This window comes from Vibrio sp. 10N.261.51.C6 (assembly GCF_041471785.1).
GTDB classification, from domain to species: Bacteria; Pseudomonadota; Gammaproteobacteria; order Enterobacterales; family Vibrionaceae; genus Vibrio; species Vibrio crassostreae_C.
In genome coordinates this window covers 83,459-100,542 of the sequence record NZ_JBFRPB010000033.1, presented here as the reverse complement: position 1 = coordinate 100,542, position 17,084 = coordinate 83,459, and the positions used below count along the sequence as shown (strand labels likewise).

11 protein-coding genes and 1 pseudogene are annotated in these 17,084 nt (G+C 43.9%); 8 read left to right on the top strand and 4 right to left on the bottom strand.

Annotated features, from left to right (window positions below; translation table 11 throughout):
• Nucleotides 1-10: 10 nt before the first annotated feature.
• Nucleotides 11-763 carry an SDR family NAD(P)-dependent oxidoreductase gene (locus AB4375_RS09145; RefSeq protein WP_017061222.1) on the top strand — a complete coding sequence of 251 codons (753 nt, stop codon included), beginning with the start codon at nt 11-13 and terminating at the stop codon, nt 761-763.
• A 151-nt stretch (nt 764-914) separates the two neighbouring features.
• Here AB4375_RS09145 and AB4375_RS09140 read toward each other — a convergent pair whose 3' ends face one another.
• Nucleotides 915-3,347 carry a response regulator gene (locus tag AB4375_RS09140; RefSeq protein ID WP_372051395.1) on the bottom strand — a complete coding sequence of 811 codons (2,433 nt, stop codon included), beginning with the start codon at nt 3,345-3,347 and terminating at the stop codon, nt 915-917.
• Nucleotides 3,348-3,435: 88 nt separating this feature from the next.
• On the opposite strand from AB4375_RS09140, the gene AB4375_RS09135 reads away from it, so the two are divergent.
• Nucleotides 3,436-4,194 (top strand): ABC transporter substrate-binding protein, encoded by a 759-nt coding sequence (locus tag AB4375_RS09135; protein ID WP_019823349.1) that lies wholly within the window; start codon nt 3,436-3,438, stop codon nt 4,192-4,194.
• A gap of 174 nt (nt 4,195-4,368) precedes the next feature.
• Here AB4375_RS09135 and AB4375_RS09130 read toward each other — a convergent pair whose 3' ends face one another.
• Nucleotides 4,369-4,929 carry an NADAR family protein gene (locus AB4375_RS09130; protein ID WP_372051393.1) on the bottom strand — a complete coding sequence of 187 codons (561 nt, stop codon included), beginning with the start codon at nt 4,927-4,929 and terminating at the stop codon, nt 4,369-4,371.
• 189 nt (nt 4,930-5,118) lie between these two features.
• The gene (locus AB4375_RS09125) at nt 5,119-5,316 is read right to left on the bottom strand and encodes a hypothetical protein (protein ID WP_017070170.1); all 198 of its coding nucleotides are present in this window, start codon (nt 5,314-5,316) and stop codon (nt 5,119-5,121) included.
• Between the two features lie 185 nt (nt 5,317-5,501).
• Here AB4375_RS09125 and AB4375_RS09120 point away from each other — a divergent pair.
• Both AB4375_RS09120 and AB4375_RS09115 read left to right on the top strand, forming a co-directional pair.
• Nucleotides 5,502-6,389: pseudogene (locus tag AB4375_RS09120) on the top strand (ABC transporter ATP-binding protein).
• The gene (locus AB4375_RS09115) at nt 6,386-6,904 is read left to right on the top strand and encodes a transcriptional regulator (RefSeq protein ID WP_372051392.1); all 519 of its coding nucleotides are present in this window, start codon (nt 6,386-6,388) and stop codon (nt 6,902-6,904) included. Before AB4375_RS09120 ends, AB4375_RS09115 begins: the two are co-directional and overlap by 4 nt.
• Nucleotides 6,905-7,284: 380 nt before the next feature.
• On the opposite strand, the gene AB4375_RS09110 is transcribed toward AB4375_RS09115, so the two are convergent.
• The gene (locus AB4375_RS09110; protein ID WP_017071247.1) at nt 7,285-9,264 is read right to left on the bottom strand and encodes a replication initiator protein RctB domain-containing protein; all 1,980 of its coding nucleotides are present in this window, start codon (nt 9,262-9,264) and stop codon (nt 7,285-7,287) included.
• Nucleotides 9,265-10,524: 1,260 nt separating this feature from the next.
• Between AB4375_RS09110 and AB4375_RS09105 the strand changes: the two genes are divergently transcribed.
• From AB4375_RS09105 to AB4375_RS09090, 4 genes are all read left to right on the top strand, one after another.
• Complete coding sequence (locus AB4375_RS09105) at nt 10,525-11,742, top strand: ParA family protein (protein ID WP_017061213.1); 1,218 nt, start codon at nt 10,525-10,527, stop codon at nt 11,740-11,742.
• Between the two features lie 5 nt (nt 11,743-11,747).
• Nucleotides 11,748-12,722, top strand: coding sequence for a ParB/RepB/Spo0J family partition protein (locus AB4375_RS09100; protein WP_017065141.1), 975 nt, complete (start codon nt 11,748-11,750; stop codon nt 12,720-12,722).
• 93 nt (nt 12,723-12,815) lie between these two features.
• Nucleotides 12,816-14,909: a GNAT family N-acetyltransferase gene (locus AB4375_RS09095; RefSeq protein WP_017070167.1), complete on the top strand. Its 2,094-nt coding sequence runs from the start codon at nt 12,816-12,818 to the stop codon at nt 14,907-14,909.
• Between the two features lie 419 nt (nt 14,910-15,328).
• A complete protein-coding gene (locus tag AB4375_RS09090) occupies nt 15,329-16,999 on the top strand; it encodes a DUF342 domain-containing protein (RefSeq protein ID WP_372051390.1) in 1,671 nt (556 codons plus the stop codon).
• Nucleotides 17,000-17,084: the final 85 nt, after the last annotated feature.

Sequence of the window (17,084 nt, the reverse complement as noted above, 5' to 3'; positions counted from 1 at the left end):
GGATGTATTTATGGATAAGATAGCGTTCATTACAGGGGCAACCTCTGGTTTCGGCAAAGCGGCAGCAAAACGTTTCGCAGAAGATAACTGGTCGTTAGTGCTGTCTGGTCGTCGAATCGAAAGGCTACTCGACCTAAAGGAAGAATTAACGGTGCCTGTGCATGTAATTCAACTCGACGTTCGAGACGCAGACGCCGTAAAACAAGCCATTGATTCATTACCCGCTGAATTTTCATCGATTACCGCATTGGTCAATAATGCTGGGTTAGCTTTGGCACCAGAAGGCGCGCCTGATGTGGACTTGAAAGACTGGCACACTATGATCGATACCAATGTCACAGGCTTGGTTAATGTTACTCATGCGCTGTTGCCTACGTTAATTAAAAAAGGCGCAGGAAGCTCAATCATCAATGTTGGGTCAATCGCCGGACAGTGGCCTTACCCAGGAAGCCATGTGTATGGTGCCAGCAAAGCGTTCGTAAAGCAGTTCAGTTACAACCTACGTTGTGACTTACAAGGCACAGGGGTACGAGTGACTGACCTCTCCCCTGGTATTGCAGAAACGGAATTTACTCTTGTAAGAACTAAAGGTAACCAGACGGCTTCAGACAACCTTTACCAAGGCACTACACCGTTGTCAGCAGAGGATATTGCCGAGCAGATGTTTTATATCGCAACCTTGCCAGATCACATCAACATTAACCGAGTCGAAGTGATGCCGACACGTCAAGCATGGTCTGCGTTCGCAATCGATAGAGATTAAGTTCAAACCGACACATACAAAAAAGGTGGTCTTTTCAGGCCACCTTTATCATTTCTTTCACACGATACTTCAAATATAACCAACGGCATAAAAGACTATGTCTAATTCGCCTCATTACTCTTTTAATGAAAGTAAGATTAGAGATACTCAACTAAACAATTTGCTGCTCATGTTCTTTGTTTGATTCCGTCTCTTTCGACAAGAAACTCGCTACGATCTCTCTCAGTTTGCCTTGGTTAACCGGTTTAGGTAAAAACTCATCCATGCCTACATCGAAGCACAAATGCTTGTCTCGCTGCACGACGTTGGCCGTCAGCGCAATGATTGGAATATGCTTTGCAGCCCCTTCTTCGAGCGCTCGGATCTGCTTGGTCGCTTCGAAGCCATCGAGAACCGGCATCTGACAATCCATAAAAATCATCTCGTATTCGTTGGCTTTGAATTTCTCGACACCAATTTCACCGTTGTCGGCAATATCAACCTCAAAGCCAAGCTTCTTGAGCATCATCTTGGCGACTTGTTGGTTTACTCGCGAGTCTTCAACAACTAAAACTGTACCACTAAATTCTCCGACAACTGCGACAGGTTTTGACTCTGCTTGAATTGGAGCTTGTTTATCGGCTGGTGTGGCGTTTACAGAGACAATGGGAGCATCTTTAACAACCGCTGCAGGTTTACTTAACGGCACAGGTTCATTGTCTTTAAACGCAACCTCTCCTCTGTTCGGATAGGTAAAGACTGAAGTATCAGCCGCTCTCGCGAGTACCTCACTGATGGTCCATTTAAGCTGATTATCTTGGTAAGGACGCGCAATGTAGGCAACAAAACCGACTTGTTTAGCACGAGCTTCATCTTGCTTTCTAGGGTCAGCAGAGATCATCACTAACTTGGGACACTCGCTACCAAAGCGTTCAACTAAGCTTCTCGCCAGTTGAAAGCCATCAACGGACGGCATTACTTTGTCTATCAGAACGAGATCATAAGGTGATGACTGAGCCACAGACTCTGAAACCAACTCTAACGCTTGGTTTGCCGTTTCACAGCACTCAGACTTAACGCCAAAGGATTGAAGCTGTGTAGACGTTATACGCATGTTCAGCTGGCTATCATCCACAAGCAGAACCGAAACCTTATTGAAATCGATATTGCTTTCATCGGCTTCTAAACACGGGTCAAAGTCAGCCGTAAAATAGAAAGTACTGCCTTTACCTTCAACACTGGTGAGTTCAAGCTTGCTGCCCATCAATGTCACTATCTTCTCGCATATTGTTAGACCAAGCCCTGTGCCTCCATAAATACGTGTGGTACTGCCGTCGGCTTGTTGAAACTTATCGAACACCGATTTCTGTTTGTCTTCTGCAATACCGATACCGCTGTCGACAACCTCGAACCTCACTCTGAGTTTTTGCTCAGGCTCAACCACCTCTTCCAAACGAAGCGAGAGCGTGACGTGGCCATGCTCGGTAAATTTAATCGCGTTACCTACTAAGTTATTTAGGACTTGTCTTAGTTGTGTACCGTCGCCAATCACCATGGTTGGGATCTTAGGGTCGATCGCTAATTGGAATCGAAGCCCTTTCTGTTCGGCTTTCACTCGAAAGGTTGATTCAACGTCGGCCGCAATGCCCATCATTTTCATCGGCTCTTGCTGAAGCTCTAGTCGCCCCGCTTCGATCTTCGAGTAATCGAGAATGTCGTTGATTAAGTCGAGCAACGTAAGCGAAGAGGTGTTGAGCATGTTGATGTACTCTTTTTGCTCTTTCGGCATATCCATTTCAGAGAGCAAAGACGACAACCCGATAATCCCATTCATTGGTGTACGGATTTCGTGACTCATATTAGCAAGGAATTCACTTTTATTGCGGTTGGCCACCTCAGCAATGTCTTTGGCTTTTTCCAGCTCTTGATATTGTTGACGAATACGTTCTACCGATCGGTTATAGCTACTCTCTAGAGTCGATATCTCATCTTTGTAAATAGAGTGAGTTGGCGTTATAAAGCGCGGTTTGTTGTCTTCGACCTGTTGTTGGTTGATTTGGGAAGACATAGTCATCAAACGTTTTACGACAAGACGATAGACGATGGTTAAACATACGAGAGACAACAAGAAGATTTTAACGGCTTCGAAGGCGAGCAACAATAACACTCGTTCTTCAAAGTCATCTAGGATCATGCTCAAGTCTGATTGCACCGTGAGCGTCGCCAACGGGAAGTCTGTGCCGCCCATCTGGTGCACCATTTCCCAAGACTGAGAATAAGATTGGCCTTGGGTCTTTTGACCTAACTCTAGAATTTTTTCATCGGGACTTTCGATAAGAAGGTAACTGACCGAAGGGAGGCGAGAGATGCCTTCGGCTTGCACAAACAATTGCTCTCGATCTTCAACCCACAAACTTGCCGTTAAACCAGAAAGGTAGCCAGCCTTGACCTGCTCGATCTGAGAGCTGATAAAAGAAACTCGACTTTGGTACTCTACATACAACCCGAGACCTGTCACTATAACTGTGAATAAGGTACTGATCGCTATTATCATCCCGATCAACTGTCGGGAGAGTCCAACGTAGCGTTTTCCTTTTGTCAACATACACAAATTACCATTATTGTTATCCTAGCAAACTACAATTACTCAACTAGTATAATAGTAGTCATTCATCAAATAACTAGGGAAGGTTATGAAAAAACATCTTATCGTTGCATCCATAGTCAGTTTGTTTTCAAGCAGTTATGCTTCTGCAAGCGAACCTCTTCACTACTACATTATTGCGAGCCAAGCGCAACCTTTTCAAATCGAAACTGACGGGTCATCTCACAGAGGAATTGTTTCAGATATTGTGGAAGCCGTGTTTGATGACAGCCAATATGAGATCAACTACCACACCTACCCTTTTAATCGAATGATCGACAAGCTCGATGCGAGAGAGAATCCAAACTGGGTTACCTATGGCAGCCCTAGTTGGGGGAATATTCAATCTGCGAACCTATCTGAAGACCCGATTTACAATGTAAAACACGTATTACTCAGCAGCGGTAAAAAGCCATTTGAGTTCAATACAATCGATGATCTCGATGGGAAAGCCGTAGTATTGCTGAAAGGATTTGAGTATCCGAACTTGGAACCTTATATCCAACAGGGCAAGCTCAACGAGATTCGAGTAAAAGATTACACTGCTGCGTTTCGTGTCCTGAACCGAGCACCTGGCGACACCGTGTTTGTGGAAATGGAATCACGAATCAAATACAACCTAAACGAACAAAAACTGAGTATTGATGATTACCAGATGCAAGAGTTTGGTTCTGTCATCAATAACTACCCTATCCATTTGGCGTTTGACCCTGAGATGGATCCTAAACTGCAAAGCTTCATCAACCAACGCCTAGACCAAATGAAAGACGATGGACAGCTTGACGACATCGTACAGAGTTACTTATAGCACCAGCGTAACTTAGAACTTAGCAACGGATAGCTTAGTCACGTACGTTAACTCTCGTTGATGCCTGACTCTCTAAAACCGAAAAGGCCGCCCTGCTTCATACTAGATAGCAGGGCGGCCTTTTAAATGCGTCTAAGGGGTAATCATAAGCATGCCGCTATCTGAATCGACGAATCAGTGCGAAGCAATCAAATGCAGTTGCTGAGTGCGAAGCTGGTGACGCACTACCATCAGAATCTTACCCAAATGGTTCTCGCCGGTTCCATCGCCACCATCGCCCCAGAAGTGGTCTTTGTGCGAATGTTCTTTGATCACCGAATCTCCGGTGTTGGTAAGAAACAGCGCAAACTGTGGATTCTGTCTGAACTTCTCCGTCACAATAAACTGCATCACTTCAACACGAATGTCATACCAATCGTCGCGAACTTGGTCTTCGTAGTCACGACTTAAAGAGAACGCTTCGGCAGGTGTACTGGCTTCCAAAATGATATTGCGTAGCGCTTCGGAGGCAAACTTCATCGCTTGATAATAATGTTCGCTGGTTGCCCAAACTTGCTCACCCACCTTGATAGGACAAGCGGCAAAATTTGACAGGTATCCGTTCGGATCTTCGGGTTCGTAAAACAGCACTTCTTTAGCTTGAGCCACAGAATTAGACATAGCCTTCTCCTTACCAACGACATCGCATATTTTTGCTTTAACTTTAAAATTAGTGGCGTTGAATATGACTGTCAAACAACTTAGCTCAAGAGTATGCCATGTGCGTGTTTTTCATCTGAAAAGCGTAATATCAAAAGGGTTAGGCTAAACAGAACAGTGAGCCAAAGAATCAAGGAGTTGATTAAATCTGGATAGGAAACATGAAAAAACACTTATAAATCAAAGGGTGGCGTTGTGCCACCCTTCTAAATGCAATGGGGATTATTAGTGAATAAGACCTAGCTCCCTCGCTTCTTCCAGACTCAAACCGCTTTCTCTAATTTCTCTTAGAGTCTCGATACGACGACGAGCTTCAGCAGACTTCATTTTCTTTTCTGGTTTGAAAGATACTTCTTCTTCTTCAGCATCCCACTTGTTTGCAATATTTGTCATTTCATCATGGTTGATAGAATTAATGGACATGTTTTCCTCCGAAAAGCACCATGTAATGGACAGGTAATCTGTAGCAAATGCTTTTTCGCTTGTTAAGAAATTCTGTACTGAAGTGTGATGATTCCGACGCTTCACAAAGCTAATTAATAAATGCCTCATTTAAACTTTGCCAAAGCCATTTTCTGCAATTATATTTAAAAGATTCCCCATAAGAAATGTGGTTTGATCCAACTCTCATTTTCCCCTCTTTCAATGCAATCAAATCCGTTAGCTTTCACATAGGCTAAGGCGAGATTTTCGGCTTAGCCGGAGAATCAGGCTGCGGGAAAAGCACCTGCGCACGATTGATGACCAAGGTTTACCCTGCGACAGAGGGAGAGATACTGTTCAAAGGCAGAGACATCTCTACGCTGAAAAGCCGTAAAGATATCTTGGATTATCGCAGCCGTGTGCAAATGGTGTTTCAAGACCCCTTTGGTTCACTTAATCCCACTCACACCATTGAGCACCATTTAACGCGCCCACTTAAGATCCATAAACAGGTAGCCACTAAACAGGCTCTCACAGAACGCCTCAAAGAGTTATTAACGCTTGTGGAGTTACCCATCGAAACGCTCGCCAAATACCCGCACGAGCTCAGTGGAGGCCAAAGACAGAGGGTTAACCTAGCGAGAGCACTGGCCGTTGGCGCTGAGGTTATTCTTGCTGACGAACCCACCTCGATGTTGGACGTTTCGATTCGACTTGGCGTGTTGAACCTGATGCAAAAAATGAAGCAAGAGTTGGGGATTGGCTTTTTGTACATAACCCACGATCTTGCCACAGCACATTACATCGCAGAAGAGACAGCGGTTATGTACAAAGGACAGATCGTCGAATGGGGATCAACCCAGTCGATCTTAACCAATCCACGACACCCGTACACTAAGTTGTTGATCTCTGCCGTACCAGATCCCGATCTGCCATTTGGCGAACTCGTCAAAAATGAGCCAAACTATTCAATAGACGCTGATCGTATTCGAGAGCAGAGCAGTGAAATACAGCATGAAATCAAACAAGTTTCTGATAATCACTTTGTAAAACAGTGGGATAACGTTGCATGAATGAACTAGACACTTGGTTAGAGCGGATCGGAGATTGGTACAAAGACCGAAAGCATGATCAAGTGGACCGGTTAGAACCTTTGATCTTAACGCCTCCAGATGCGCTCTGGGGGCCATTGATCACGGATGAGCAGAGCAAAGGCATCGCATGTTGGCTAGACGGATGCCTGAGAATCTTTACTTTCTATCGCCACCTCGCGGATTCATCGAATCCGGAGTTGGCTTCGCAGGAGGCCAGCAGCTCAAGCCATCAAGATAAAGCCTACCAATACCTAATGTTTGCCTACAGTAAGCTGCAAGCGGTGTCATGTGACCCAAAATCAGAAGCAAGATTGCAAGAGTGGTGTACACAGCGGCTACAACACTTGTGTGTATTGGCTTTGGAGTTTACGAACCAACAGCAAGAACCACGTTGGAAAGCAGAGTCTGAAAAATTGATCGAGTCGCATGTACGCTTTATGGCAACCCATCCCCGAAACGATGATCAAGGCATTATTCAACGCCATCTCCACTGATCAAGCCCTTCTCGATCAAGCATCAAATCAGAATCTCACCAGAGCTAGATCCGTAGAAAGCATGATCGAGCCTTGATCATGCTTCGGCGTTTAACTCTGTAAGCTATTGAATTTTAATGATTGACTGAATTTTAGGCAAAAAAAAGCGAGTCCCTTGGGAACTCGCAAAAATCTATTCAGTATGATGTAACAAAATATGAGCCAATCTATTAATCACAAGAAAGGACAAAGGTTGTCTATTCGGGATAAATAATAATCAACTAGATGCGCTACTTTGTCATCACTTTGTCAGCGTTAGGTGCGATTTTAATCAGCACCTAATGTGTTCAAAACTATCCATTCAGCGACGGTAAAACAGGCTTATCGCGATAGGATAATGACTAGTGGCCAATCGCCATTTCATCGAGCGCAAGGAACACGTTTTCGTCTAAATGACCTTCATGAACTTGTTTACACACTTTACGACGCACCGCTAAACCAGAGATCAAACGTTCAATGGACAGATGTCGATTGCTGGTGCTATCTCGGTCGTTATATAGCTCAATCAAGCGACTCAGTGTTTCGTATGGGATAACGTCCTCCCCTACTCTCAACCAATCAAGCTTCTCAATGAGCTCTGAGCACTCTTCTTTGATTGAGGCATGTGAGTGCCCTGTCATAGCAGATAAAGCCGTTATGCTGCGTTCTAGAGCCTCTGCAGAGGTATATTTAGAGAGAGTAATCATGATCTCGTCAGCGTTGATCTCAACAGAGTGTTTACGCTGCTTAACTCGACGTCCCAATTTGCCTCTTGGCGACGGTGCTTTACGCTGAATGGGTTCAAACTCACCATCGATAATCTCAGACAGCTCTTCCAGTTTCTGCTTAGACACCATTTCGTTACGAAGTGGGTTCGGCAGCGTTGGTGCCATATTACGCTTACCTGCGTTAGTGGTACGCGCTCTTGAGTAACGTAATACTTCTTCCACATTACATTTGATATCTACCTGATAATCGGTCGTTTTCCCTTTTTCGATCAACGCGGTGATCGTCAAGTGATAACCCCATAGATTAACCAGGAAGGTATCTTCTTGATCCCCGACTTCACCCAATTTTCTGAGCTCGCGGATCAGATCCATCGAGAAACGACGCCAATCGATGTTACGCGCCAATTTCTGGTTGAGCTCACTGAGCAACATGCTATCTGAATGGCGACGTGCCATGCGGCTTCTAAAGTACGAATACATTTGGAAGACCAAGGTATGTTGCTTCAGGATTTCTGGCGGAAATAGGAAGAAATAGTCACGCGTCAGCAGCTCTTCGTAGAACGAAGGCTCCCAAACCAGGATGTATAGGTTCGGTTTAATGCGAATTTCGCCGTCAGAGCCTTCTGTAGGCGCTTCTTCCGATGCGGTAATGGTTCTAGCTAAGAATCGGAAACGATCACTCTTAAAGCCTTCTGGCATGTTCTCACTAAGCCAACGGCCTGTAAGCTCGTGCAGTTGGAAATCCGTGAATTCGATACGATCAATACTGTCGCGGATAGAATCACGTGCAGGGCCGCTGTCTTTCTTGCCACGTAAAGACAAAATATCAGTGATGTAGAGTGGTGTTTTGTTTGGCGTGTGTTTCGCGTCTAGATGGTAATCATCTTGGTGATGATCATGATATTGAACGGTGAGAGTGAATAACGCGAATAGCGTCATCAGATCGTCAACGGTCATGATATTTTTAGAAGATCGTGTCTCGATCACAGCGCGAGTGCCAGAGATCGAAACCATGGATTTCTGGTAGCTCTTACGAGTTCTAGGTGGCGCTAACGCTTGATCAATAATCCCCGCCCAATTGGTTGGCGAAACAATGAATTGATCCGCTTCATCTTTCATCGTTGGTGGGGTATTCAACCCATGTTCATTCAGTAAGCGCTTGTTTACTTTGGTTTGAGCTAGGGCTTTAGAGCGCTTTTGCTTTTCATTTTGCTTCACGCTTTCTGTCACCAAGCTGGTGGCACCCAGCACCGATATCAATTGGTTTGGGTTCACAAAGCGATGCAACATGGTTTTACCAGCAAGGCCTTCTTCAAAGCGAACGGGGATTTGTTTGAACAATCCGATATTAACTGCAGCTCTCAGCCTTTGCTGTAAGGCTGCGCGAGTGACTTGACCATCGGTTGATTCAATAATCTCAGTGGTGGAAACGTACCCGTCTTTACTGCTAAACCCACGAAGTGAAATTAGGTTAAGAAGCTCAACTATGCTTTTGGTGACACCTTTGAAGTGTTGATATTGTTCTATCCATTCAACGGCTGTTTCAGATACCTCAAATAAATGACCATCTTTGTGGCTTCGTGCCTTAATTAACAATTTCTCTTCTGGTTTCATTTTTGATCCGTATCACACTAACCGTAATTTCACTATAGTTCCTGAATGATAAAGAAAGAATGATCATAAATAAAGAGAATTTATTGGCTTTTAAATAACTGATCTTTTTGATTAATATGATCTTAAATGATTAAGTGATCTAATGATCTGGACGTAACTTTGCTTATAAGTGGCTGAATTTAAAGCATTAAAACAAATCGCCTTGGAAAGCATGATCATAAAGGTTCCGAAACTATGATCATTAAACTTAAGAAAGCATGATCACAGAACATCAGAACGATGATCATTAAGTCATTGTAAGCATGATCATTATTGGTTCGAAAGCATGATCATTATACTTATACAGCTTATCCACAGATCGGAATTCAACATCGGTTTCTAAGTCGCTTTTGACTTGTCTAAGTGGACACTTGTGGTGGCCAATCTATCGGAACAATGATCAAGAGAGCATACTTTTTTATCGTTCCTACCCTATTGAGTGCAAAATTTAGTCTGTATCCGCTGGAAATGGATTGCTTTGATGTATTTAGAGCGGGTGGGTCTTAATTAGGAAGCATGATCATGAAATTGTCATGTTTGTGTATTCTTGGTCTGTGTCGATTGAATTTTCAATCATTGAGCCCTTATAGGCGTTGAATCCCCATTCCAAAAGCATTTGTCCGTAACTTAGTTCATAAATTACATGCTTCCGGAACTATGTTTACTTGATCATTTTTCCGGAGGTTGATCATTTCCAATCTGCAGTTGCTCGGATCAATATTGCTCAGTTTACGCCTTGATCATGCTTCATAATTTGGCGTTATCAATTATCTTACACTGGATGTGCTCCATGATCATTCTTCCGGTTAAGTTCCAATCCTCTGTTGTTTTTTGACACCCCATCTTCTCTTCTGTTTTGAATTTTTTGGTCATTGAGTGTTTTTTAATTTTTATTGGATTGAAAATCTATAAATTCGAATGCAAATCACACCAACCGTAATCTACGGTTGTATTTCAATCGTTCCGAAGGTTTTTCGTTGAAATTCCATTTACATTGTAAATAAGTGATGCTGTAACATTTAAAATGTAGACTAGAAATAGCATGGTTATACATGATAGAAACAGTCATTTTTGTGTTTGTCTAAGGCGATGTTTCATCAAATTGTAAAAACGCGGTCTATTTTATGTGATTTTACTCATAAATGTATGTTCATGTTTTTGTTGTGTTTGTTGTTAATCGCTGTACAATTTGTACTTAGTTAATCATTACGGAAACTGGCAATGAAAAGAGAACAAACGATTGATAAGCTCTATCAGCTAGCCGAACAAACTCAACAAGTTCAGGCTGACCGAATTGAGATTATTTTGGAAGAGCGAAGTGATGAACATTTCCCTCCAATGTCTAAAGCTATGATGGAGACTCGTTCTGGTTTAACGCGTCGTAAGCTCGATGAAGCGATCACTAAACTTGAAGCTGATGGTCATCAGTTCACAAAGAACAACGCTAATCATTACTCGATTTCATTGACAGAAGCTCACATGTTGATGGACGCGGCAGAAGTGCCGAAGTTCCACGAACGTAAGCAGCACGCTGACAATAAGCCATGGATTATCAACGTACAAAACCAGAAGGGTGGTACGGGTAAATCAATGACAGCAGTTCACTTAGCCGCTTGTTTGTCTCTGAATTTGGATAAGCGCTACCGTATCTGTCTGATTGACTTGGACCCACAGGGCTCTTTGCGTCTGTTCCTAAATCCACAAATTAGTGGGGCAGAGCACGACAGCATCTATTCTGCCGTCGATATCATGTTGGACAACGTGCCTGAAGGCCAAGATGTCGATCTAGAGTTTCTTCGTAAGAACGTACTATTGCCAACTCAGTATCCAAACCTGAAGACAATTTCTGCTTTCCCAGAAGATGCGATGTTTAACGCTGAAGCGTGGCAAAGCCTTTCACAAGATCAGTCACTTGATATTGTTCGTCTGTTAAAAGAGAAGCTTATCGACAAAATCGCCGATGACTTCGATGTGATTATGATTGATACCGGCCCGCACGTTGACCCTCTAGTATGGAATGCAATGTACGCGTCGAACGCACTTCTGATTCCATGTGCAGCTAAGCGTTTGGATTGGGCTTCAACGGTTAACTTCTTCCAGCACTTACCAACGGTTTACGAAATGTTCCCGGATGACTGGAAAGGGCTCGAATTTGTTCGTCTAATGCCAACCATGTTTGAAGACGACAACAAGAAACAGGTGTCAGTTCTGACTGAAATGAACTACCTGTTGAATGACCAAGTAATGATGGCAACCATTCCAAGAAGCCGTGCTTTTGAAACCTGTGCCGACACTTACAGCACGGTTTTCGATCTAACGGTGAGCGACTTTGAGGGCGGTAAGAAAACTCTAGCTGTTGCTCAAGACGCAGTACAAAAAAGTGCTCTAGAATTAGAGCGCGTATTACATAGCAACTGGCCTTCACTTAATCAGGGATAACAACAATGGCAATTAAAACATCTGACTTAAATGCAAAGCTATTTGGTAAAGCAAACAAACGTCGCGTAGCAACACCACAAGAAGCGCAAACAGCGGCAAAAGAACAGGCTCAAGTGATTGAGCTTTCTGTTGCTGGCGAAGATTTGGTTTCATTTGAATTGGTTCGAATTCCTGCGGCTGAAGTGGCAACTCGAACGGTTGTTTTTGAAGAGAATGCTCGTGAGCAATCTTTCTTAAACGAGCATGCGCTTTCTGATGTTCTTACAACATTGAAAGAACGTGGTCAGCAATACCCAGCAGTTGGTCGTAAGAACAAAGACGGTAAGATTGAAGTTCTTGATGGTAGCCGTCGTCGTATGTCATGTATTTTGGCTGACAAAGAGTTCCTAATCTATGTTGCTGAAAACATTAACGGCGAACACGCTAAATTCCTATCAGACGTAGCTAACGCTCATAAACCGCTTTCTCTTTATGAGAAGGGCAAAGAGATGCAAGCGAAGCTAGATAAAGGCGAAGCTGAAGACCAGAAAGCACTGGCGAAAATGTTCCAGTGCAGTGAAGCTTTGGTGAGTGGTGCATTGAAAGCAGCCGCTTTACCACTTGAATTGCTACAAGCTTACCCAAATGTGAGCGACCTTGGTCGTCCAACCATTGTTAAACTGCACAAGCAGTTTGGTGGATTGACGAGTGAACAGCAGCAAACACTGCTGACTAAGTGTGATGCTTCTGAAGGTTTTGTATGGCAGCGTAGCGAAGCTCAAGGCGTAACTCGTCTAACCAAAGACGTGACAGAAACTTTGGAAGGTTGGATTCTTGAATTGGCGCCAGCGCCAGCGAAGAAAGCTTCTCCAAAAGTTGAGCTTATTAAGGGCCGCGCATCATACAGCCGCAAGGGTTCAAACTTGGCGTTGAACCTTAAGAAAGTTGATGATGCAACAATGGAAGAAATCCTCGCCTTCGTTCAATCGAAGCTCGACTAAGTCGACGACTTTTCATTACTCCTCTAAAGCCGCTTAATGCGGCTTTTTATTTGGCTGTGATAAACTGTGTTTAGATGAATCTGGACGCTAACTATGACAAACCCAACCAACACTTTTCTACATACACTTTCTAATATTGCTCAACATAACGATCACCGTTACGGCGTGGTCTTTGATGGCGATTTTGATTGGCAAAACTCTGCTGTTTTTACCTTCCTTCAAGATTCAAACATTCCGAGCATCTTCCAGGTTGGCGGTACGCCATTTGAAGGTGTGATTCATGCTCCAGTAAAAAAAGGCCAACAACTGCTTGGTCGTGAGTGCCAAGTTCTTGTTTGTGATTTTAGAGAGCAGTTCGATGCGAATGGTTTTAGTGCCGCGTTGGGTTCGTTAGTTGGTGGTGGGTTGTTGTTGGTGTTGCCGCCAAAAGTTAATGCCTCTGAAGATAGTGAAAGCTTTGGCCAACGTTGGTTAAAACGTCATTTCGATAAACTGATTTCTGTTTCACAACACAATGAAGCCGGCGATGTAGTTCAAGCAACTCACGCTCTTCCTCAGATGCAAAGCGCCCAAAACGGATTGGATAAATTTGAACAGCAAAACACGGCTGTTGAATTAGTCAAAAAAGTGGTGTCTGGACATCGTAAACGTCCTTTGATTCTCACTGCGGATAGAGGGCGTGGTAAAAGCTCGACATTGGGTATTGCCGCAGCGCAGCTGTTAGTTGAGCGTCACGGTTTTAATATTATTGTTACTGCACCTTCAGTGAAAGCGGTAGAGCCGGTATTTTCTCATGCTGGCCAAGGGTTGGAATCTTGCGAAGTGGTCAACGCTACTCACATTCGCCATCAAGGGGGAAGTTTGAGATTCGTCGCGCCAGATGAATTACTTAAATCCAAGCCCGATTGTGACCTTCTATTTGTTGACGAAGCGGCTACAATTCCAATTCCGATGCTTAAATCCATGGTCGACATCTATCACCGTATGGTTTTTTCGACCACGGTACACGGTTACGAAGGCAGTGGACGAGGGTTCGGTATTAAGTTTGAGTCTTGGCTTTCTGAGCATCGTCCGGGGTGGAAAGGCTTTAAGCTCGAACAACCGATTCGTTGGAATAGCAACGATCCGCTAGAAGCTTGGTTGTTTGATTGCTTCCTACTTGGTAATGACGCATCAGTCACTGAATCGGCGGTTGATGAAATCGAAGGCTTTTCTGCTGACGCAATCAACCAATTAAACTTGGGCGAGTTATCAAAATCAGAATGCTTGGCTAATCCTGAGCAGCTACAACAATGTTTTTCTCTTCTCGTGGATGCGCACTATCAGACCTCGCCAAATGACTTAATGCAATTTCTCAACAATCCAGCAATCCGTTTATACGCCGCTTGGCAGCAAGATAAATGTTTAGGTTGTATGTTGGTGACGGAAGAGGGTGGTTTGGGCAGCGAGTTGATTGCTCAAGTTCAACTTGGAAAACGCAGGCCTCAAGGTCACCTTGCCCCTGTATTACTGGCAAACCAATTTGGCTGTACTCAGGCGGCGACCAGTCGGTGCCTTCGAGTTATGCGCATTGCTGTTTCAGCACGTCATCAAGGTTTGGGTATTGGCCGTTGGATGTTGGCTCAGTTATCACAGCAAACCAGCCAAGCAGATTATCTGGCGACAAGCTTTGGCGCGACCAGCGAATTGATTTCTTTTTGGCGTGGTAGTGAATTTGAAGCTGTGCACATCGGCCACCAGCGAGATCAGGCCAGTGGCTGTCACTCGGTTCTGATGGTTAAGGCGCTTAACTCAAACTCTCAAGGCTGGATAAACCAAGTTCAAAATCACTTCGAGCGTAGCTACTGTTTTCTTGTTTCAGGTTCTTTGGTTTCACTTGAAACCGATATGGTGCGAGCGCTGCTGCCAAAGAGTGTTCACACTGTTAGCGAGTTTGAAACTCAGTTAGTTAGAAATTACGTGAACGGTGGCAACAGTTATGATGCGATCAGCTTCAGCGTACTGAACTTGATTCTACTCAGTAACGATCGAAACATAGGTATTTCTGACTTACTCATCGCAAAGGTTGTTCAGCAGAAAGAGTGGGGGACTTGTGTTGAACAGTTTAATCTTGTTGGTCGTAAACAAGCAGAGATTCAGTTTCGTAAAGATGTCGATGCTCTGTTAGCAAATTTACAGTGTAAATAGGCTAGCCATCATTTAAATAGACTGACCGCAACAAATTAGATTTACAGTGTAAATTAGAATATTGGATTTACACTGTAAACTGAAGCTCCATATTGAAACCCGTTTTTACCCTGATTATCTGTTACATCATTTCTGTTTTATCTCTCCAGTACAGCCTTTAATCTTCTAAAGCTATTCGCCTTTACTATCTAGCCCTACATCGAATCAACATTCAATCGCACGAAATATTCTGAAAAAATTTTCCTATGTATTTGTAAAGGCGAAGCAGATCATAAAATGTGTAAGTCTTATTTATGAGTCATGTTTGCAGAATCGAAAGTAAGTGATGTGACGCTGATTATTCTAATAATGTGATACTCAGCGCAGAATGAATTATATAGACTGAATAACAACTGAGTCATTAGGGATACTCAATTCGAATGTGGGATAACATCGTTACATTGTCGGAAGACAAGCAACAAGTAATGGCATGTCTGCCAACCGGGACTGTGGTTGACGCAAGCTTTGATAACAAGACGCTGCCACCAACCTTGGAAGCTTTGAATGCATCAAACTATTTTCTTTTCGAAGAAGAGGTGTTGCGTTTCGTTACTCTTGCTAAAGAAGGTAAGGGTGAAGCTTATGAAGGAATCTTGATTGCCGAAGTTCGAAATGCCACTGTTGCGGTCGAACTGTCTGATGATGAGATGTTGGCGAGCCTCGTGGTCACTGGTCCCTACAATGGACACCCACTGCGTGGTAGCGACATCATTCAGTGCTTATCTCAAGCTCAAATAACAAAAGGAATAAATAAGTTAGCGCTCAGAAAAGTTCTGATGATGAGTAGCAAACTTAAGCCCGGCGAAAAGTTTACTCAGCCCGTCGCTAAAGGGACACAACCAGTAAAAGGTAAGGATGCTAAGTTTGCCGCTTTGGTTGAAGATATTACTCGCCAAGTCTTGAAGCCTCGCAGCAAAGACGAAGGCAAGATTGATATGCGAGACTTGGGACAAACCATTACCGTTGGTCAAAATGATCACTTAATGAAACGTACCCCCGCTACCAAAGGTATCGCTGGCTTTACCGTTCAAGGCCGAATTATCCCACCGCTTCCTGGGCAAGACAGTTTAATCAAGCCAGGAAAGGGCACCTACATCTCCCCTGAAGATCCCAATTTACTACTCGCCTCACACCCTGGATTGCCCATCATTAAAGATCGAACCATCGAAGTGGATGACGCCTTATGTGTCAGCAACGTCGATGTCTCAACTGGGCATGTTAAATTTAAAGGTAATGTCTTCGTCTCTGGCAACATCGAGCCGGGGATGATCGTCAAGGCGACCGGAAGTGTTACGGTTGGTGGCTTTATCGAATCGGCCGAAGTTCAAGCCCAGGGGGATATCAAAGTCGCCAAAGGCATTATCGGCCATACGACTAAAGAGGGGGAGCCAAAAAGTTGTAAGGTATTCAGTAAAGGCTCTATCACAGCAAGCTACGCACAGAATGCTGAGCTACAAACGGCCAACGACCTTCGACTTGGTGTGCACAGTATGAGTAATGACATTCGCTGTGGTAACAACCTTATCGTGATGGACAGCTTGAAAAAACACGGCACGCTAAGCGGTGGTGAAGCCAAAGTTGGCGGAAAAGTAGAATGTGTCTTCTTAGGTGTTGAGGGAGACACCGCAACTAAGGTACATGGTTTTGCGCGCTACGATGGTTACCGCCAAAAGATAGCTGAGCTGAAGGAAACTTATAAATACACTCAAGAGCAAACCATGGGTGTGATTCGCCAAGAGTTAGAATTTAAGAAGCGCCCGAAAGCAGAGAGAAGCGAAGAGCAAGCCCTAGAAATAGAGCAGCAACGTGAGAAGAACAACCTCGCAATTGAAAACACAAAGTCGCAGTTAGATACACTCGAAGCGGAGTTTGCAACCAACCTTGCTGAATGCACTGTAGAGGTACACGAAAAAGTGTATACCCGAGTGACGATTCAATTTGGTGATGAGACAGTCACAACCAAGCGAACCCACGGCGGAAGTGTTTTCTCATTCAACCAATACGAGATCCAATGTTCGTTTAAGATGGAGCAAGAGGATATTGCTTTGTAGACTTTTGTGCTGAACACAAAGTGACGTATTGTCTAGGTGTCGATACTGACAAATAGAAAAAGGGGAGCTGATGCTCCCCCTTTTG

Bases quoted from the DNA above. Each gene is read 5' to 3' on its own strand.
- AB4375_RS09135 (WP_019823349.1), top strand. From the start codon at position 3,436: ATGAAAAAACATCTTATCGTTGCATCCATAGTCAGTTTGTTTTCAAGC.
- AB4375_RS09095 (WP_017070167.1), top strand. From the start codon at position 12,816: ATGACAAACCCAACCAACACTTTTCTACATACACTTTCTAATATTGCT.
- AB4375_RS09140 (WP_372051395.1), bottom strand. From the start codon at position 3,347: ATGTTGACAAAAGGAAAACGCTACGTTGGACTCTCCCGACAGTTGATC.
- AB4375_RS09090 (WP_372051390.1), top strand. From the start codon at position 15,329: ATGTGGGATAACATCGTTACATTGTCGGAAGACAAGCAACAAGTAATG.
- AB4375_RS09100 (WP_017065141.1), top strand. From the start codon at position 11,748: ATGGCAATTAAAACATCTGACTTAAATGCAAAGCTATTTGGTAAAGCA.
- AB4375_RS09110 (WP_017071247.1), bottom strand. From the start codon at position 9,264: ATGAAACCAGAAGAGAAATTGTTAATTAAGGCACGAAGCCACAAAGAT.
- AB4375_RS09105 (WP_017061213.1), top strand. From the start codon at position 10,525: ATGAAAAGAGAACAAACGATTGATAAGCTCTATCAGCTAGCCGAACAA.
- AB4375_RS09125 (WP_017070170.1), bottom strand. From the start codon at position 5,316: ATGTCCATTAATTCTATCAACCATGATGAAATGACAAATATTGCAAAC.
- AB4375_RS09145 (WP_017061222.1), top strand. From the start codon at position 11: ATGGATAAGATAGCGTTCATTACAGGGGCAACCTCTGGTTTCGGCAAA.
- AB4375_RS09115 (WP_372051392.1), top strand. From the start codon at position 6,386: ATGAATGAACTAGACACTTGGTTAGAGCGGATCGGAGATTGGTACAAA.